The following is a 19888-nucleotide window of genomic DNA, read 5'->3' as shown; positions in this document are numbered from 1 at the left end:
GTTGCGTTGATTTGAATTTCAAAAGGCAATCCAGTGAGGTTGCCTTTTTCTTTTTGCAACTTGACCTCCACTGGTTCAAGTTTTCAAACTTGGATCATCATCAGGCAGTCTTCAGACTGCAATTGGCTAGGTTAAAGACCGAAGTCAGGGATGATTTGGTATCGTGTGCAGAACAATATTAGATTCACCAATCTCTCACATGAAAATTAAATCTAATTGGCTGTTTTGAAACTAATGGGTTTTTATATTTTCGTTTAAAATCCACCCTATGAAAATCCAAAATTTCCTACTGGGAATTCTCTTGATTTCTATTTCCTATTCCTGTGCATTTAAACGGATAAGCCGAAGCAAAGAAATAACCTACCTCCAGGCAGGTGATTCCTTGCCACAGAAGCAACTGAATGTGTTTTCTCCAAAGAAGAAAGGGGATTATCCGGTCTTGCTGTTTGTTCATGGAGGAAGTTGGAACAGTGGCAACAAGGAGATTTATGACTTTTTTGGAAGCCGAATGGCCCGCCGGAAAGTGGTGACCGTAGTGATTGATTATCCACTTGCACCTGAATACAAGATTTATTCCATGGAAAAGGCAGTGGGGGAGGCAGTCCGTTGGATTCAGGACAGCATTGCCAATTATCGGGGCGACCCAGAGCAAATCTACATTTCCGGTCATTCCGCAGGGGCACATTTGGCAGGTTTGGTAGCGATGAAAGCCAGTCTTTTTCCCGAAGGAACTCCTCTGAAAGGGGCAATCCTCAACGATCCCGGAGGACTTGACATGGATCGCTACCTTGCAGATTCAGGCCAGACCACAGGAAAAAAATTCATCAAATCCTTTACCGAAGATCCCAAAGTTTGGAAGGCGCATTCACCCATCAATTTTCTGGGCCAGACCGATGTTCCCCTGATGATCTTGGAAGGTGGCAAAACCTATCCTTCCATTACGCAGACGGTTGGAATCTTTCGAAAGGCGGCGGAGGAAAAAGGAGTGCCGCTGGAGTATTCTTATTATCGGAGAAAACACCATATCCCGATGATGACCCAGTTCTTTTTCACCTGGACGAGGGGGTATAAGGATGTTTTGGGGTTTATCGAAGAACAGTCTCAGGCCCAGTAGGCAGTGATCAGTTTTCAGTAGGCAGTCTGCACACCGTAACACTGCCTCCTGCTCACTGCCTTCTGACCACTGCTCACTGTCTAATCACCCGGCCGTCCTCCATCTCAATGGTCCGGTCGGTGCCTGCGGCAAACTCCGGGTCGTGAGTCACGATCAGCATGGTTTGTCCAAAGTCCCTGGCGAGTTCCTTGAACTTGTGGTACACAATGTCCGAGTTTTTCTTGTCCAGATTTCCCGTAGGCTCGTCACCCATGATCAGAAGGGGATCGTTGATTAGGGCTCGGGCGATGGCCACGCGTTGCTTTTGACCACCGGAGAGTTGATTGGCTTTTTTCCGTGCGTGGTCTTGCATATCAAAAATCCGGAGCTTTTCCATGGCTCGCTGTTCGAGTTCGCTTCTGGAATATTTTCCCAGTTTCAGGCCTGGGATCATCACATTTTCCAAGACTGAAAACTCGTTGAGCAGGTAGTGAAACTGAAAGACAAATCCAATTTTCTCATTCCTGAGTTTGGAAAGGTAATCGGAGGATTTACCTGAAATCAATTCACCGTCCAAGGAAATTTGTCCTTTGTAGTCGGTGTCCATGGTGGAAAGGATGTAAAGCAGGGTGGATTTTCCGCAACCTGATTTTCCTACCACGGATATAAATTCCCCGCGGGCCACCTGGAAAGAAACTTGCTTCAGTACTTGGGTTTCGGTAGGGTTGTAGAAAAACTTATCGATGTTTTTCGCCTCAAGGACAATGGAAGACTGGTTTTTCATTTTCCCCTGATTATTTCTACCGGATCCACTGCGCTGGCTTTTCTGGCAGGGAAAAATCCTGCAAAGTAGGTGGTGATCAAACTGAATGTGCCACCGATAATATAGTATTTGGGATTATAGTCAACCGGAAATGTCTTAATCGTAGGGAGAGCCTCGGTCTCAAACGGAATCTGATCAATCCCCAGTCCTGCAAGAAATCCAAACAATAATCCAAAGGCCCCTCCCACAAAACCGATGGTCAGTGCGATGGTGATGAAAATCCGCTTGACATCCCCACTTCCAAACCCAATCGCCTTCAGGATCGCAATCGTATCCAGCTTTTCATAGATCATCATGTTGAGAATATTATAAATCCCAAATCCTGAGACAACAAGAAGAGTGATTCCAACGGCATAGCTGATCATGGTACGGATATTTGTTCCGGTTTCAAACTGGGCATTAACCGTTTGGATATCGTCCGCATCGATCTGGAAAATCCCCTCTAGTTCTTTGGCCATTGTGGGAGCGAGGTTGAGGTCGTGGAGTTTTACCTGAATATCTGTAATGTAGGATGCAGGTTCGCCGAGCATTTTTTGGACAGTCGTGATGGAAGCGTAGCTGTTTACATTGTCAAAATCCCCCAATCCGCTCTGAAAATATCCCACTACTTTAAGTTGTACCTGGTTTCCCTGGGCAGTGGTCACCTGGATCACATCTCCGATATCTGCGAGCATCCGATCCGCGGCGCCTTTTCCCAAAATAATCGTATTGGTTTGGTTGAGATCTGCATAGTCCCCGGTCGTGACGTAATCTGTGAAAGCAAAAAGTTCAGCTTCCTTTTCGACCTCTATTCCGTTGACAATTCCCGTAAGGTCTATGGTCCCGACATTGAAAAATACCTGGGCGGAAATTTTTGGACTCACTCCCAAAACCCGCTTATCCTGCTCCAAAGTCCGGATGATGGATTCGCTGTTGTAGATGGAAAGCCTGCTGGTACTGGGTTTGATCGATCGGATGATATTCAGTGAATTGCCAAATTCCTCACTTTGGTCTATGGGTTGATTGGGGTTGGGCTGGATTTCATTGTAAAAACGGATATGGGGTGTACGGTTGAGTACAAGTCCGTCGAGCATTGAATTCAGTCCGTTCATAAAGCCGAGCAAAGCCACAAACATGGTGATGCTGAACATGACTCCGATCGCAGCGATCATCGTTTGCTTCCTTCTTGCCAACATCAGAGCTTTGGCGATTTCGATGATCAGAGACCACTTCATTTTCCTGGCTGGACTAGTTCAGTTTGTTCGGTTACGCCTTCCAGGATTTCGGCAAATTGGAAGTTTTTCAAGCCAACTTTGACCGGAATCGTGTCTCCGTCTACATTGATCACGCTGTTTTCGTTCCACAGGTAGTTTCTTGGAATGACCAATGCCTCAGATTTTTCACTGGTAACGATATTTGCCTCCAAGGTGAGATTTGGAAATAGCTTGGGAGGACTTTTGGTAAATACTGCCTCAACCGTAAAACTTTTGGATCGGGAATCCATGATCGGATAAATCCGGACCACCTTTGCCTCAAAAACCTGCTCTTTGAAACTGTCCATCGAAACCATCACCAATTGGCCCACTTCCACTTTGGAGATATCGTATTCGTCAACCTGAAGTTCCAAGAGAAATTCATTGGCACTTCCGATGATGGCAAGTGGTGTTTGGGGACTCACCATTTCACCTTTTTCCTTGAGTATGGAAAATACCACCCCGTCGATATTGCTTTTTAGGATGAATTCACCTTCCATCACCTTGCTTATTGCCAGGTTTTTCGAAGAACTTTTGGAATTGAATTCGATTTCCCGCTTCAGATCACGGTATCGGAGAAGGGAGGATTGATAGGATGTTTTGGAGTTTTGAAAAGCCAAATCCCGCTGTTCCAGCTCCACGGCACTGCCAATTCCTTTATCCCAAAGGTTTTTTTGTCGGACAAAAAGCAGGGAATCATTTAGCATTTTACTTTTCGCCAAATCAATTGCCAGTTCCAGATCCCGGAGTCGACTTTGGTTTGCTTGTTGGTCAGCATAGGCTTGAGAAAGCTGGGCATTTTCCCTGCTGAGACTTTCTCTTTCACTAAAAACCTTCAGAATGGCTGTGCCTGATTTTACTGTATCGCCTTCCTCTACGAAAATTTCCTGAATGGGTCCGCTTGCCATTGTAAAGGCCTCATATTGGTCCTTTGCCTTCACTAATCCGGAGGCATAGACAGATTCGGTCAAGGACTGTTTTTGTGGAAAAATCGATTCTGAATCAGTTTTTCCACAGGAAAAAGTCAGGAATGAAGCAAGAAAAAGAGCCTGAATTGGACGAATTCCGCAAAAATGCTGGCTTTTTTCAATCATGAGTTTCGGGGCTTTGTAGAATCCAAAGTAATCAAATCCTTTTCCTGAAAATACTAAGAAAAACCTTCGGGAAGGGAATCTTTGAAGGTTTTTGATGCTGTCACTCGATCGCCTGATAGATCATTTGCCGGAATTTGTTTTCGTAATACGAACTGAAAGGATTGAATTGTGTCATGAAAACGGCAACCAGTTCTTCTTTTGGATCTATGAAAAAGTAGGTGCAATAGGCTCCACTCCAATAGAATGTGCCTTCCGATGGCAAAGACTTGGTGTCAGCAAGGTCATCCACGACAGCAAAACCCAACCCGAAGCCCTTTCCGGGATCTTGAAAAAGGTCACCGCTTTGGTTGATACTCATGATCTCCACTGTCTTCGAGCTCAGGTAGCGCTTTCCGTTCCACTCTCCTCCATTGAGCATCATTTGGGCAAAAAGCGAATAGTCCTGTGCCGTTGAAAACAGTCCATGAGTTCCTCCAAAAACGGTATTGCCGGAAGTTGGTGTCTGACGTTCACTCGTCATCAAAACTCCGGAATCATTGAAATTGTGGAGTTGAACCATCCTGGATTTTTGGGCTTCTGTAAGATTGTATCCGGTGTCTTTCATCCCAAGTGGCTCAAAAAGGCGGGTTTTCAGAAACTCGGCAGGACTCATTCCGGTGAACACCTCGATCAGCCTGGCAAGGATATCCGGAGAAGCAGAGTAATTCCATTTTTCACCCGGATGACTGGCCAAAGGTTGGGCAGCCAATGCCTTCACACGTTCCTCGATGGTTTTAGGGCCTGACATATAGATGGCCTCCCGAACTTCCTCATCCAATTTAGTCGGACCGATTCCATGCAGAAAACCGGCCGTGTGACTCAAAACCTGAGCGATTGTGATTTGGGATTTTGCAGGTTCCAAACCTGAGGGGCTACCGATATTGGGGTCTTTCACCACCTTCATTTCTTTGAATTCCGGCAGGTATTTGGAAATCGGATCAGTCAAAAAGAAATAACCTTCCTCATAAAGCATCATAAAAGCCGTGCTCATAATCGGCTTGGTCATCGATTGGATGAAAAAAATCTGATCTGTGCGGATGGGTGTTTTCTCAGTGAAATCGCTGAATCCCAAAGCCGATTCGTGGACTTTTTCGCCGTTTTTGTAGACCAGGGTCACGATTCCGGGAAGTCTGCCTTCGTTGATTTCTTTTTGGAAATAGGCATCGTATCGAGCAAGGCGGTCGGTGGAAAGGCCTGATTGTGCTATTGCCGAGCTTAGCAGCACAAATGATAAGAGAAAGGTGAATGTGATTTTTCGAAGCATATTCATAGTATACAATAAAAAAGACCCGAGATTTAAAACTGAGCCTTGGTTTTGCAAAATCAATTAAGAAACTAACTCGCTGACCAATAGGTCTTCATCCAAATCCTCCCAATGAATTCCTTCTCCATTACCTATGAATCTCCAGTTTTCCAATTCTTCCTGGGAGGCATCCCTCAGTCGCGGAAACCACTCCAATGGAATTCCGATTTCTCTGCCATCTTCCATGAAGATGACCATCTTTTCCTTTGAAAAAGAGAGATTTACAGCTTGGTTCGATTTTAGATTAGTTAAAGTACTCATCCCAGCGTTGTTCTATTAATTTTAAATGTTCTTGGATCAAAATACGAATATCCCGCAATTCCGCAGCTGAAAATTTTTTCGACACCACCAGTTCAATAGGATTCAAAATAAACTTGGCAGTTTTGCCGGATTTTTCAACATGAACATGCCTAGGCAAATGGTCATTGCTATAGAAGAAGAATCTGAATCCATTTTGGTTGAATATGGTCGGCATAATTCTAAATTTAATCAAAAAGTATCTCCATCCTTGCCCCACTTCGAAACCTCCTACACGACCCACGACGGCCTGAAACTTTACCTCCAAGCCTGGCTGCCCGAAACTCCAAAGGCGAGTTTGTTGCTTGTCCATGGACTGGGCGAGCACAGTGGGAGGTACGAGGGGATGGTTTCAAAGTTGAATAAGTTGGGCGTAGCGGTTTTTACTTTTGATGGAAGAGGACATGGAAAGTCGGCTGAGGGAAAACCTACAGCCTATTTTGACTCCTATGAAGATTACCTCCGGGATATCGATGTGCTTTTTGGGAAAGGCAAAAACTACCTGCCAGGACTTCCGACGTTTCTCTATGGGCACAGCATGGGCGGCGGATTGGTGGCAGCTTATGTTTTGAAATATAAGCCTGAAGCTGCGGGAGTGATCCTGAGTTCTCCGGCGATCAAGGAAGCCGAAGGGACTTCTCCGATTTTGATTGCGGTGTCTGGTTTAGTCAATTGGTTTCTTCCGAAGTTGAAAGTCCTGAAACTTGACATTGCCGGAGTGTCCAGGATTCCGGAAGAGGTGGAGAAATACAAAAACGATCCTCTGGTTTATCAGGAAAACATTCCGGCCCGGACGGGATACGAACTCTATCAAATGATGCAGTTTATCCAGAGTCAGGCGGGGAACTTTGAACTCCCATTTCTTCTGATTCACGGAGATGCTGACCGACTGACGAATCCAAAAGGCTCGGAATTGTTTTTTGGAAAGGCGAAATCAGCCGACAAAACGTTTAGACTTTTTCCCGGAGGCTATCACGAATTGATCAATGACTCAGACCGAGGGGAAGTGATGAAAGAGATCGTTGATTGGGTGGGGAAGCGGATTTAAATACTTTAATTTTACCACAGAGTTAGCGGAGGTAAAGGGGAGATGAGTTAAAAAAAGCTTTAGCTTTTTTCTATGCGACCTTGAAAATGGCTGAATGTGCCGAACAAAATTGTAGTTCCTTTCCACATACCTGAATCCTCAAATTCCTTTCTCAGTGTTCTCCTATGTTAAATCCCTTAGTGTTCCTTCGCGGTCTTTGCGGTTAACCCTTTATTACCACAGTTGACCGCTTAGGAAAAAGAGAATGCCTAAACCGTTGTTTAACGTTTTGGGCTACCACTTAAGAAAAGCAAATATCCCGGACCGGATTTGACCCTACCGGTTTTCCATTCAAATTTTTCCTGGTCTTTGACTTTTGAAATCAACTCTTCCATTTCGGGAACTGAGTAAGTTCGGAGACATGAAACCATTCCGTCCCACCAGGTAAAAAGGGGTACCAATGGAATCGGGTAGGTGAAAATGATTCTTTCCAGAGAAAATGGTCTGATGAATGGTGTGGTAAACAGAACCGTCAAAGGAGAAAAAAACATAGCCAAAAAACTGGGCACCGAGCGTTCCTGCCCTTCCACGATCAAAATGGGCTGGTTGGAGTTTACCGCATTTTGGAGAATCTGAATGGCATCGTCCGGCTTGAAATGGTGAAATGCCAGAAACATGGTTCGCACTCCTCTTAGATCTTCGGGGACATCTCTTGCATCCACCGGAACGGCGACAGCTTCGAAATTACGGGCTTTGCTTTGGGTAAATTGAAAAGCCTTGTAGTTAGGATAGAGGTCGGTCAGCACGAATTTTATATCTGGGTTTTTCTTAATCAGTTCTTCATTCAAAGAAAGTAACCCGCCTCCACCTCCAGAACCCAAGTCGATTAGGTTGGAGGTTCCGGTTTTTTCCAATAGAGAAGTGATTTCAGGAATGATGGGGACAAACATCTTGGTTTTGTTTGTCAAAAACTGGAGAAAATCAGTCATGTAGTTTCTCAGAAAACCCGGAAACCAAGACTGATCCTCCCATTCGAAAGCGTGAATTCTTGCCATGTTGAACAGAATTTAAGTTTTCTCCAATCTCCCTCCCTGCAACAGATTCAAGTTAAAAAATTATCCTTTCAGTTCTGCAAGCAAGCCCTGCGCATCGAGTTGCCTGGTCCACATAGTCAATTCACCATTTTCATCCTTCGGCCAATCTTCCTTTGGACGATCCCAATACAATTCTACCCCGTTTTCATCCGGATCATCCAAATAGATCGCTTCCGAAACCCCATGGTCCGCTGCTCCGGTCAGGGGATATTTCTCGTCAATCAGTCTTTTGAAAATCACAGCCAAATCCCTTCTGGTTGGAAAAAGTATCGCAGTATGAAAGAGCCCGGCGGTGTTTTTTGGAGCTGGTTTACCGCCTTTGCTTTGCCAGGTATTCAGTCCGATATGGTGGTGGTAGCCACCTGCTGAAATGAAGGCAGCGTCTTTTCCGTACATCATCACCAACTCAAACCCCAAAAGGTCACAATAGAAATCGAGAGATTTTTGGAGGTCAGTGACCTTTAGATGGACATGGCCAATTCGGGTAGCCGCGGGTATGGTGTAGAGATCCATGGAGTCAAAAGAAGAAGGGTTAAAAGAAAAGCCAAAAATCGACTTTCCTTTTAACCCATTCTTTCAAGAGAAAAATTCCCTTACCTGAAATTATTCGAGGACTACCACCGGAAATTCTGTAATTCTTAAGGTCGTACAACCATAAGGAATCAGTGTAATCGGTTTTTGACGCTTGGTCAATTCTGTAGCAGAAAGTTTTGATGGAAGATTTTCAGGCAGTTGGGGAGCACTTTTCACCAGTTTCCATTCGGGAACCTGCACTCCTTGAAGCCGGAGCTCGATCGGTGCGTTTTCCAGATTCCAGGGGTAGGAGCCATCCCATTCGTTTTCTACCAATTCGATGGAATTGGCCAAGTCAGAAAGGGTATTTGATGCCAAAGCAAAGTTCCACTCCGAGGTCGGATACACTTCGGTAAAGGGTTTGAAGCGGTCGTTACGGTCTTTAACTTTTTCCTCCCCTTCGATCTTCAAACTGTAAACCAATGGTCCCCGCTCGATGCTAACCAGATTTTTGTACCAGGTGGAGGTTTTCAATTCCATCGGAAGGATCAGGGTGATTTGATCACCGCTTTTCCAGGTCCGGTTGATAATTGCTACCTGATTTTGGATGGTAGCCTGAGTCGTTTCTCCGTTGACTTTGATTTCTGCCTCTTTGGCCCAAGCCGGGATTCTCAGGTGGAAAGGGAAAGTGGATTCTTCAGAAAGCTCCAGATCAAACTGTACCGTCTCCCGGAAAGGGAACCCTGTACTCTCTTTGATCTTAAGAGTGGCTCCTTGGCCCACGGTCAATTCCACGCTGCTCGGGGCATAGAGCAAGGCAGCGACACCGCCATCTGGAGTCGCATAAAACAGGTTTTGGACGAATTTCGGCCAGCTTTGATGCATATTGGTTGTGCAGCAGGGATAGCCGGAAAGCGTCCCAAAGACGAAATCTGTCCCTCCGTGATTTTGGGTTTCGTAGGAAGTTTCGAGTTGGTCGGTCAGCTCCACTTGATTGGCCGCCTGAAAATATTGGCGGGAATTGTAATCGTCCGAAGCTTGAGTAGGGAGAGCGTTAAAGGTGATTTTTTCAAGTAAATCTGCAAACTCCATATCCCCGGAGATCTTGAGGATGGTCTCCAGAGAGTACATCTCCTCGGCAATAGAGCAGAGTTCAATTCCCTGAACTGGGCTGTTTCCGTGGAGCGGTTCATCGCCGCCATACATGCCCTGTGGCTGTCCGTGGTAGTTTTTAATGTCGTCAAGGGCTTTTTTCACCGAAGCGATGGCGTCGGTGTTGCCGCTTTTCTGGAAATAGACAATGGGCTGTTTCAATCCTTGGGCGACATTGACTGTGTGGAGGCCCGGTAGTTTTGAAAGAGTGATTTTTGAGATTTCTGCCGAGTCAAAAGGGTACGACTTGATCTCATTATAGAAATGGGTGTTTTCGAATTGATGCTCGTTTTCGGGATTGGTATAAACCGTCTGCCAAGGGAAAGTCTGTTGTTGAATCAATTCTCCCAGTTCCAGCAGTTTTTCATCCCCGGTGATATTGTAGAGCCAGTAAACAACCAGCAAATTATCCCCGGCTCGACGGTTGGCCCAAAAGGAAAGGTAATCCAAAGGCTTGCTGGGAAGTTCTTTCAACTGGTAGTGAAAATACTTGGTCAAGGCAGTAATCACCCGCTCGTCGCCGGTAGCCTGATAATATTGCTGGAGAACTTTTAGCATGACCATCTTTGGCCACCAGTCTTCCCGAGGACCCTTTTGGATTCCCCTTTCCGGCTCTGGATCAGTTTCAAAAGGAATAGGACCCAAATAACCGCTTACGGCCTGATTGTTCAGTGTCCATTCGATCCAGGGCTTTGCCTTGGCTTTTAATTCCTCATCATCGAGAATATAAGCCAAAGGAACCAGTCCGTCGATCCAATACGGGCCACGCTCCCAGCCGTCCCCGTCACCACCCAACCAGCCGTTTCGCTGACCCACTACCTCAGGATAAACTTCGTCCAGATGTCCGGTTAGACCAGATGCCATGCGCTGGAGTTGATCCTCCAGCCAACCTTGCGGCTTGATACTTCCCAATGGAAGTTCCAGGTAAGGAGTGGAGACCAATGGCGCACGGTTGGTCAGGTAGTGGGCGACTGGTTTAGTCTCCTCAATTTTTTTTGGAGAACATGAAAAAACAAGTCCTAAAGCACAGATTAGGAAAGTGGATTTTTTCATTAAATCTAGTTTATGGTAAATCATCTAGCTTCCAGGTTTTTGGGTGATTGTTTAAAGGGTAACATGTGCCTTATTCTGAGTAAAAAGCCTCGTAAATCGTAAATCAAAAATCGTAAATTAACTTACCATCTCGGCCTAATTCCCGGAGCCGTCGGGAAGCTCAAACTCTTGAAATACTCCAGATCGCCCTCGGGTTTTTCAATTTCCTTAGGAAAAGGTCGCTTTGCAAAAGTCTGGAAGTAGAGTAAGCAGGAATTTCTCCACCATTCGGCTTCTGAAACCTGAATAGCAAGGAGCTGTCTCACATGATCAAATCGCTGGGGGTCAATTTCTGACTCCAAACTTGACCAGGTTTCCTGCATTTTTCGGGCAGATTTTACTCCAGCATCATAATGCAGCCCGATTTCATCCCAAAGCGTTCTTCCGGATTTTAGCTCAAAATCCCAAGGGAGGTGGTGAAACCAAAGCAGGTATTGCTCGGGAATCAGCTTGGGATCTGACCATTCTTTGGCGAGTTCAGGGGCGTATTGGCCAAGTGCATTGCTTCCGCTTGCTGTCCGGTCAAAGCCGATTCCCAGACTATCGGCTTGATGATAATACAGCGCCGTCCAATCAGGTCTTCCACCCGTCACCCAAGGCCCGGGGCCGTAGTGGTGATCCCAACCCATGATGTGATGCAGCCCGAGCGGCATCATGTAGTTGACCGCAGCCTCATGGGATGAAAGTAGCATCTCATTGATTTTGGAGTTGACTCCTGGGTTTTGACCAAAGGTCATTTTCACCCATTCGGCTGCAATCTCCTCAGAAGTCAGGTCCGGGTTCCAAGCTTGTCGACCGAAAGCATACCAGTTGGATTGAGCCATGGGATGTCCGGTCCAATTGCGGTCCGTGCCAATATTGGATACGCCAGCCATTAGCGTCAGTTTTTGGCCGGAGTCGCTTCCATCAATGATTCCTGCCACCGTGGAGGATGGGTTGGGGCGGTAGGTTTTGCTGCGCAAAACTTCCTCCCACATTGGGGCGAGGAAAACGAGTTGCGTGGCTTGGCCAAGGTATTCCTGAGTGATCTGAAATTCAATCCCTAGATTGGTGTTTTTCATTGCTCCGAAAAGCGGATGGAAAGGCTCTCGGGGCATAAAGTCAATCGCTCCGTTTTTGACCTGAATGATCACATTGTCTCGGAATTTTCCGTCAAGCGGTTCGAACTCCAGGTTGGCGTGCTTGTGCCGGTCTTCGTCCAGTTCGTGGGAATAGACGAACGCCCTCCAGATCAAAATCCCACCATGCGGAGCCAATGCATCGGCAAGAAGATTGGCACCTTCGGCGTGATTTCTCTGGTATTCGTGCGGGCCAGGTTGACCTTCGGAATTTGCTTTGACCAAGAATCCACCAAAGTCAGGGATGAAGGAATACATCTCATCCGTCTTCTTTTTCCAGAAATCAATCACTCCCGGATCGAGCGGGTCAGCAGTCTTGAGTTTGCCGATTTCGATGGGAGCGGAGAAGCGGGCTGTGAGGAAAACCCTGATCCCATACGGGCGAAAAATGTCAGCCAGAACTTTCGCTTTTTTCATAAAATCCGTGGTCAAAATCCGGGCGTTTGCATTGACATTGGTCAGCGAAACGGCATTGATTCCGAGGCTTGCATTTGCCCGGGCATAGTCGATGTAGCGGGGGTCAATGTAGCCCGGAAGCTTATGCCAATCCCAAATCGAGAAACCTGCATAGCCTCTTTCTACAGTCCGGTCGAGATTATCCCAATGGTTGAGCATTCGGAGTTTAACTTTCGGACTGTCAGATTTTTCAAGCTTGGGATCGAAAGTTTCGGTTTGAATACTTTTCAGCCAGTCAAAGACTCCATAGAGGACTCCGACTGGGCGGTTACCGATAATGGCGTAGTAAGTTTTTCCCTGAAAATCGATGGGACCTCTCCAGTATCCATCCTCTCCGAGTGCGCGGATTTGCATCTGCTGATCAAGTCCTAAGACTTGCGAAAGTTCCTCCTGGGTGCCCATCCAAACCTGAGTTTGGGAGAGTCTTTCCGAAGAAAAACCCGGATCCTTTCCGAGGAATTTCTGACCGGAAATTTCCAGCTCTTTTCTGATTGCCTCATAAGTTGGGCTTTCGCCGAAAAAGTAAAAACCTGAGAAAAGACGATCCGCTTCTGACTTCAAACTGGCATTTTCTATGGGCCGGTAATCCAACCAAAGCTCATAGCCGTCCTTAGCAAATCCTGAAAAAGACAGGCAAAAACTGAACACGATAATCAACAGGTTCTTCATGGATTTACAGATTGGGATTTTCAAGTTGACCAAAAATCATCCGATTTCCAACCCTTGATCTAACCATTGAAATCTGAACTCAAGCTGTAGATTTTCCGACAATATTCGTCAACCTTACTTTTTCACTAACCAAAAAACAGACTGGTTTCCTATCTTGGAGCCTTGGCTTTTTTCTATGGAAAACAAACCCTTCATCATTTACAAATCCTCAGCGGGCTCCGGCAAAACCTACACGCTGACGCTGGAATACCTCAAGTTGGCGCTGCAAAGCCCCCGGTCTGCGTTCAAGCAGATCCTGGCGGTGACCTTCACCAACAAGGCAACACAGGAGATGAAGGAAAGAATCCTGACCGTGCTGGAGCGACTGACTAAAGAAATCAGACCGAAGGAGTTTTTGGACACCGAACTCATGAAGGCGCTTGACCTGAGTCCCGCGCAGCTTCAAAGCCGAGCACGGGAGACCTTGCTTCATATCCTACATGGGTATGGGTATTTTGCGGTGAGTACAATCGATTCCTTCTTTCAACGGGTGATCCGATCGTTTGCCCGGGAGATGGACTTGCAGGCAAAGTTCGACTTGGAGATGGATACCGACGCGGTCTTGGATCGCTTGGTGGACCGGGTGGTGGAGAAGGTGTCTATCGACCGAAACCTTCGAACTTGGCTGATCGGCTACGCCGAAGAGCAGATCGAAAATGAGAAATCCTGGGATATCCGCGGAGGAATCAAAGGCCTGGGTAGAGAGATTTTTCAGGAGCGGTTTAAGGCCTTTCGGGGGTTATTTCAGGAGAGCGTAGCCAAGGAAGGCTTCTTGGGTGAGTTTCGAAAATACGTGCGGGAAGAAAAGCGAAAGCTGATCGCCGAGGCGGAAGCGCTACGGGAAAAGTCGGAACAGATTCGGGCTGATTTCGGATTGGAGTGGACGGATTTCAAAGGCGGGAGCAAGAGTTTTGCGATGCGCTTTGCCCGGCAGGGCGATCCTCAAAGTCCCTTTCCGAATCTGACGGACGTCATGCTCAGAGACCTTCCCGAATTTTCGAACTGGTATAAAAAAGGAGACCGGAACGGTCCAGCCATTGAGTCAGCGGCGCAGGCAGGTCTGGCGACGATCCTCTTTTCCTGGCCGGAAAAAGTAACCCAATGGAACACGCTTGATGCGCTACAGAAGAACCTCAATGCCTTTGGGGTCTTTCGGGACTTGATCCTGGAGTTGCGATTGCTCAAGGATGAGGAGGGAATCCTGCTGATCTCCGACGTCAACGACTTCCTCAAGGAGATCACCAAGGACAATGACGCGCCCTTTGTCTATGAGAAAATCGGCAATCAATACCGCAATTTCCTGATCGACGAGTTTCAGGATACCTCCGATTTTCAATGGTCGAGCTTCAAGCCATTGCTCGAAAACTCCCTGGCTTCCGGCAATACCAACCTGCTCGTGGGCGATGTGAAGCAGTCCATCTATCGCTGGCGCGGCGGTCGGCTGGAGCTCTTGCTGGCGGAAGTGCAGCAGCAGATTCATCCCGACTTGATCGAGGAGAAGGCACTTGCAACCAACTTTCGCAGCCTGCCCGGCATCATTCAGTTTAACAATTCGATGTTTGAATCTCTGCCCGAACTTATGCAGACAGGGATGAATGCCTCGTATCAAATCGATGCGGAAAACCTGCTCGTGGAGGCCTTCCGGGGAGTGGAGCAATCGATTCCTTCGAGCAAGATGGGTTTGGAGTTTCAAGGGAAAATCCGTTTGGAATTCACCCAAAAGACCAACTCCCGATCCACCGAGGAATCTGATGAGGAGGAAGAGGATTCTCATACGAAGGTTTTGAAGGGCCTTCCGCAACTCGTGATGGATCTTCAGGATCGGGGCTATCAGCTGCGTGACATTGCTTTTTTGGTGCGAAAAAATGCCCACGGAGCCGAGATTGCAGATGCGTTGATGACCTATGGGAGAGATAATCCGGACTCGAATTACCGCTTCGATGTGCTGTCGGAGGAGTCGCTTTTCCTCGACAAATCCGCCGCGGTGAAGTGTCTGGTTGCGATGCTGACCTTTCTCAGCAACCCTTCCGACAAAGTTTCGCTCAAGACGGTTTGGTTTTACTACGCCCTGCTGCACGACATTCCATTGAGTCATGACCTCTTTCACAAGGATAAACTGCCCAATGAACTCCGGTCAAAAGAATTGGAACTACGCCAGCAACTCGACGTCCTGACACAGCTTCCGCTGATGGAGTTGCTGGAGGAATGCTTGAACTTTTTGGGAATGGTCAACAAGCAAAGTGACCTCGCCTACGTCTCGGGATTCAAGGAGGCGGTCTTTGATTTTGTGAAAAAGAACCGGGCCGACCTGATCGGATTTCTGGATTGGTGGGAGCTGAACAAGAGCAAGCGCACGGTCAAGATCCCCGAGGATCACGACGCGATGCGGATCTTGACCATTCACAAGGCCAAAGGACTGCAATACAAGATAGTCCTTATGCCGTTCTTGGACTGGCGGATCGTCGCTTCCGGCCTTCAGGCACCGGTGATCTGGTCGCCGTTTTCGACCGAAACCGACATTCATACCGTCATGCCGCTTACCCACGGCTCCGCGCTGCGGGATTCTGCTTTTGCGCCAGCCTATCAGGATGAGATCCGATTGGCTTACCTGGATTCGCTGAACATGCTGTATGTGGCTTTTACGCGTGCCGAAGAAGTGATTTGGGGTTTTTCGGATTTTTCACAAAACCAGAAAGGTGAAATCAATCTGAACACAACCGGCAATTTGCTTTACTCACTTTTTTCCACCGGTTTTCATGTGGCTGAGTTGGGAGAAAATCAAAGCTGGGACGGTGAAAATGTGATTTACGAGGCCGGAAACTGGGGGACCATTCCTCTACTGAAAGAACGAAGACCGAAGCATGAACCGCTTCTCCGCTGGGAATCACAAAACTGGAGATCCAAACTGAAGACCAAGAAAATTGCTTGGGATTTTTCGGAATCGGGACTTCAGGCTCGTTCGCAGCGCAAGCTTGGCGTGATCGTCCACGAGTTGTTGGCCGCTTCACAAAACAAGAGGGACGCCGAGCTTTTGCTCCAGCAATACACCTTTGAGGGACGGCTTGATGCCGAAACGGCAGCGGCAGTGGGAGAGCAGCTGAACGCACTGTTTGTGTTACCGGAGTTTGTCCGATGGTTTGATCCGAGCTTGCAGTCGCTTGCTGAGCAGGGCATCTTACTGCCGGGAGGAAGCCAGAAACGTCCCGACCGAATCCTGATCGGCGCTCATGAGGCTATTGTGGTGGATTTCAAGACGGGAGAAAAATACGCTTCGCACCTCGCCCAAGTGAAAGAATACATGGAATTAGTCGCCAGACTCAGCCAAAAGCCGGTCAAAGGCTATCTCTGCTATCTCGAACCCACCCAAATATTGGAAGTATGATCCCCTTTTTGAAAGATACAGCAAAGCAGCTTTTGGAGTCGGGACGCGATCTCAAAGACTTGGTCATCGTCCTGCCCAACCGACGGGCCGGGCTGTTTTTTACCCGCTACCTCGGCGAGCTGATCGCTGAGCCGGTCTGGATGCCGGAGGTAAGGACGATCGAGCAGGTCTTCTACGGCCTGGCCGGAAATACGCCTGCGGATGAACTGACGCTGATCTTTGAGCTGTATGAACTCTATCGGCAGGTGCAGGAAGAGCCGGAGGATTTTGACCGGTTTTATGTTTGGGGTGAGTTAATCCTGAAAGACTTCAATGACCTCGACCAGTTTCTAGCTCCCGCAAAAACGGTCTATCAGAACCTCGCGGAGATCAAGGAGTTTGAGTCCGATTTGAGTTTTTTGACCGAAGATCAAAAAGCGCTGATCTCTCAGTTTTGGCTGGCTTTTGCCCGGCAAAATGAGGTGGAAAAAGAGAAGTTTTTACGTTTCTGGCAGATCCTGGGCCGCTTGTACGGGGACTTTCAACACCGGCTAAAAACCGTCGGACTGGCCTATTCGGGACAGCTCTACCGGCAGGTGGCCGAGAACTTGAAGCAAATCCCAAGTCCCGAGAAGCACTACGTGTTCGTCGGGTTCAATGCCTTCACTTTGGCAGAAGAGAAGCTGATCAAGCACTTTGTGAAAGAGTTTGATGCGGAGGTATTTTGGGATGTAGATGCCTTTTATCTGGAGGATACCTTGCAGGAGGCTGGCTTGTTTTTCAGGGATTATCAGAAGGACGCCGTGCTGGGGAAGACTTTTCCGGAGGAAATCCCGGACGAGATCCGCCAGAAATCCGCCAGAATTCAGACGTATTCTATCCCGCTGAAGACCAACCAATCCAATCTGGTCGGGAAGCTCTTGGAGGAGCTCGGCCCGGACGAACGACTGGAGGAGACTGTGATCATCCTGCCCGATGAGCAGCTGCTCTTTCCCGTCCTACACACTCTTCCTCCGCAGATCGAGAAGCTCAACGTGACGATGGGTTATCCGATCCGAAACGCACCGATTTATGCGTTTCTGGATGCTGTGCTTGACTTGCAGCGATTTGTCAAGGTGAAAAATGACGTCACGAGCTTTTACCACAAGCCGGTGACGGATCTGCTTTCTTTCCCCTATCTGAAAGCTGCCGATCCAGCGCATGTGTCAGCTGTCTTGGAGAAAATTCGGGAAAACAACCTCCTCGAAGTTCCTCAAGCGATGTTGATCCGGCCTCAGACGATATTCGAATTGGTGTTCAGAAAAGTCAATCCGGAAGATATTTTCGATTATTTGGGCACCTTGATCCGGCATCTCGCGCAGGAATTTAAAGATGACGAAATCCAGCGCAGTTACCTCTTTCAAGCCTTCAAGCAACTCAACAGGATTCAGGAAGTCTTTAAGGCCAATAGGTCGGGGAGTCTCAGGATGGACTTTGTGCTAAAGCTTTTCAGACAGATTTTCAGGGAACTTAAGTTGCCTTTCGAGGGAGAACCCCTTCAGGGATTGCAACTCATGGGCGTGCTGGAGTCAAGGAATTTGGATTTTCGACGTGTGATCGTCTGCGATGTGAACGAGGGGAGTTTCCCTCCCGGCGGCGGAATTAACTCGATGATCCCGTTTAACCTGCGCAGGGCCTTCAGGCTACCTGTGCAGGAGCAAAATGACGCGATCTACGCCTACACATTTTACCGCCTGCTACATCGGGCGGAGGAGGTTCACCTGATCTATACCACTTCCTCTGATCAGGGGAAAGCGGGAGAGATGAGTCGTTTTATCCAACAAATGCAGGCAGAATTGGGCATTGCAGCTCCACAAGTGGCAATGGTGCCCGTGGATTTGACGCCAGCTGAGGAGATCACGATCCAGAAGACTCCCGAGGTGATGGATGCATTGCGGGCTTATGTGAAGACTTCTGATCCGACAGCTTTCTTGAAGTCGTTTTCCGCCTCTGCGATCAATATGTATCTGGACTGCAGGTTGCGGTTTTATTTCCGGTATCTGGCTGGATTGAAGGAAAAGGAAGAAGGCGTCACCGGGATTGATCCGTCGACCTTTGGTACCATCCTGCACAGTGCGGTGGAAAACTTGTATAAAGTGGCCGAGGGAAGAACAGCCCGGGCGATTGACAACCACGAGATTGAGCGCTTGAAGCCGCAGATTCCAGCGGCGGTGGATGCGGCGATTCGGGCTTTTTACAACCGAAACGAAGACGATGAAGCGCTGGAGCTGTCCGGACAACTGGAGATTGCGCGGGCCATCTTCATCAAATATCTCGGAGCGATCTTGGACTACGATCAGAAGAATGGTGATTTTGAAGTCATCGGTACGGAGGAAGACTATCCCTCGGGGATCTGGGTAGAGACTGCAGACGGCAGGGTAGAGGTTGCGCTTGGTGGGGTGATTGACCGATTGGACAGGAAAGATGGCGTGGTGCGGTTGATCGATTATAAGACAGGGAAGGACACCAAGAAGGTTAAATCCGTTGCTTCCTTATTTGATCGGGATGATACCGGACGAAACAAAGCGGCGATGCAAACGATGCTCTATGCATACTTCTACCAAACGAAGCATCCTGGAAACCGACTTCCCCTCAAGCCAGGGATCTTCAACATCAAAGAAATCTACAATCCCAAATTCAATCCTTTTCTTCAGTTGGATGGTGTGGAGATCAACGATTACAGGGAATTGGCTGAGGAATTTGAGGGAGGGTTGAGTGGCTTGCTGAGTGAAATCTTTGATCCTAAGCAGCCATTTGACCAGACGGAAAAGGTGGAAAAATGTACCTATTGCGCGTATAAGGAGATCTGTGGGAGGTGAACCAGTTGGTAGTCTCAGTTTGCAGTAGGCAGAATGGAAAGATATTTTAGTAATCAGTCTGACACACTGCGACTGCAAACTGACCACTGGCTTCGACTTCCCAACTCTCGTTGGTCAGGTGCTCAGCCTGACAAACTACGACTGATCTCTAAAAGCTAGTCTTAGTGATCTTAGGATGAATCTCTGGCAGCATCATCAGGGCAGCGGAACCGTACCATTCTTTCAGATCCATTTTGAGCACTCCGGCTTTGATCGCAGGATCCGTTTCGGTCAGGGTTTTGGCTTCTTCCAGGGTTTGGACATCAAAAATGTAAATCCCTCTCAAGTCGTCTTGTCCATAAAATGGACCCGCCACAATCAGTTTGCCCATTTCGGCCATTTTCCCGATGTTGGCCATGTGTCCGGCTTGGATTTCCTGACGCTGTTCAGGGGTGTATTTACTTACGCTGTCGCCACGAATCAGGAAAGCCATCACGTATTTTTTCATCCCATAGTCATCAGCCCCGAGTTTTTTGGCCAGAGTTTCGTCATAGGCAGTTTGAGCAAGGGAAAGGACAATTCCGGAAAAGAGTAAAGCAAGGGTTAGGGGCAGCTTTTTCATAGCAAAAGGGGAGAATGGGAGATTCAA

At 47.8% G+C, this 19888-nt stretch carries 15 protein-coding genes; 4 read left to right on the top strand and 11 right to left on the bottom strand.

All coding sequences use genetic code 11. The features are described from left to right. Positions 1–268: 268 nt before the first annotated feature. Complete coding sequence (locus tag B0E43_RS25230) at positions 269–1114, top strand: alpha/beta hydrolase (protein WP_077346752.1); 846 nt, start codon at positions 269–271, stop codon at positions 1112–1114. 73 nt (positions 1115–1187) lie between these two features. Here the strand turns inward: B0E43_RS25230 and B0E43_RS25225 are convergent, their stop codons facing one another. The 6 genes from B0E43_RS25225 to B0E43_RS25200 all read right to left on the bottom strand — a co-directional run bounded on the left by B0E43_RS25225 (position 1188) and on the right by B0E43_RS25200 (position 6059). Further along, a complete protein-coding gene (locus tag B0E43_RS25225; RefSeq protein ID WP_077346751.1) occupies positions 1188–1877 on the bottom strand; it encodes an ABC transporter ATP-binding protein in 690 nt (229 codons plus the stop codon). Further along, positions 1874–3130 carry an FtsX-like permease family protein gene (locus B0E43_RS25220; RefSeq protein ID WP_077346750.1) on the bottom strand — a complete coding sequence of 419 codons (1257 nt, stop codon included), beginning with the start codon at positions 3128–3130 and terminating at the stop codon, positions 1874–1876. The genes B0E43_RS25225 and B0E43_RS25220 overlap by 4 nt, the downstream gene beginning before the upstream one ends. After that, complete coding sequence (locus B0E43_RS25215) at positions 3127–4242, bottom strand: efflux RND transporter periplasmic adaptor subunit (protein WP_077346749.1); 1116 nt, start codon at positions 4240–4242, stop codon at positions 3127–3129. The genes B0E43_RS25220 and B0E43_RS25215 overlap by 4 nt, the downstream gene beginning before the upstream one ends. Before the next feature lie 100 nt (positions 4243–4342). Further along, positions 4343–5545 (bottom strand): serine hydrolase, encoded by a 1203-nt coding sequence (locus tag B0E43_RS25210; RefSeq protein ID WP_077346748.1) that lies wholly within the window; start codon positions 5543–5545, stop codon positions 4343–4345. Positions 5546–5608: 63 nt separating this feature from the next. After that, the gene (locus B0E43_RS25205) at positions 5609–5845 is read right to left on the bottom strand and encodes a DUF2442 domain-containing protein (protein ID WP_077346747.1); all 237 of its coding nucleotides are present in this window, start codon (positions 5843–5845) and stop codon (positions 5609–5611) included. Then, positions 5829–6059, bottom strand: coding sequence for a DUF4160 domain-containing protein (locus B0E43_RS25200; RefSeq protein WP_077346746.1), 231 nt, complete (start codon positions 6057–6059; stop codon positions 5829–5831). Before B0E43_RS25200 ends, B0E43_RS25205 begins: the two co-directional genes overlap by 17 nt. On the opposite strand from B0E43_RS25200, the gene B0E43_RS25195 reads away from it, so the two are divergent. Then, positions 6003–6929: an alpha/beta hydrolase gene (locus tag B0E43_RS25195; protein WP_254423350.1), complete on the top strand. Its 927-nt coding sequence runs from the start codon at positions 6003–6005 to the stop codon at positions 6927–6929. The two genes, B0E43_RS25200 and B0E43_RS25195, sit on opposite strands and share 57 nt — an antisense overlap. A 260-nt stretch (positions 6930–7189) precedes the next feature. Here B0E43_RS25195 and B0E43_RS25190 read toward each other — a convergent pair whose 3' ends face one another. From B0E43_RS25190 to B0E43_RS25175, 4 genes are all read right to left on the bottom strand, one after another. Continuing rightward, the gene (locus tag B0E43_RS25190) at positions 7190–7963 is read right to left on the bottom strand and encodes a hypothetical protein (RefSeq protein WP_077346744.1); all 774 of its coding nucleotides are present in this window, start codon (positions 7961–7963) and stop codon (positions 7190–7192) included. Between the two features lie 60 nt (positions 7964–8023). Beyond that, a complete protein-coding gene (locus B0E43_RS25185) occupies positions 8024–8515 on the bottom strand; it encodes a VOC family protein (protein WP_077346743.1) in 492 nt (163 codons plus the stop codon). 90 nt (positions 8516–8605) lie between these two features. Continuing rightward, positions 8606–10720: a beta-L-arabinofuranosidase domain-containing protein gene (locus B0E43_RS25180; RefSeq protein ID WP_077346742.1), complete on the bottom strand. Its 2115-nt coding sequence runs from the start codon at positions 10718–10720 to the stop codon at positions 8606–8608. Positions 10721–10842: 122 nt separating this feature from the next. Then, the gene (locus tag B0E43_RS25175) at positions 10843–13002 is read right to left on the bottom strand and encodes an alpha-glucuronidase family glycosyl hydrolase (protein ID WP_077346741.1); all 2160 of its coding nucleotides are present in this window, start codon (positions 13000–13002) and stop codon (positions 10843–10845) included. Positions 13003–13177: 175 nt separating this feature from the next. Between B0E43_RS25175 and B0E43_RS25170 the strand changes: the two genes are divergently transcribed. Then, entirely contained in the window at positions 13178–16423 is a 3246-nt protein-coding gene (locus tag B0E43_RS25170; RefSeq protein ID WP_077346857.1) for an exodeoxyribonuclease V subunit beta, read from the top strand. Next, positions 16420–19260 (top strand): PD-(D/E)XK nuclease family protein, encoded by a 2841-nt coding sequence (locus tag B0E43_RS25165; protein WP_077346740.1) that lies wholly within the window; start codon positions 16420–16422, stop codon positions 19258–19260. Before B0E43_RS25170 ends, B0E43_RS25165 begins: the two co-directional genes overlap by 4 nt. 148 nt (positions 19261–19408) lie before the next feature. On the opposite strand, the gene B0E43_RS25160 is transcribed toward B0E43_RS25165, so the two are convergent. Further along, on the bottom strand, positions 19409–19861 hold the full coding sequence (locus B0E43_RS25160; RefSeq protein WP_077346739.1) for a YciI family protein: 453 nt from the start codon (positions 19859–19861) through the stop codon (positions 19409–19411). Between the last annotated feature and the right edge of the window lie 27 nt (positions 19862–19888).

This window comes from Algoriphagus sp. A40, assembly GCF_002002735.1.
Lineage (GTDB): Bacteria > Bacteroidota > Bacteroidia > Cytophagales > Cyclobacteriaceae > Algoriphagus.
This window is presented reverse-complemented; position numbering and strand designations above follow the sequence as displayed.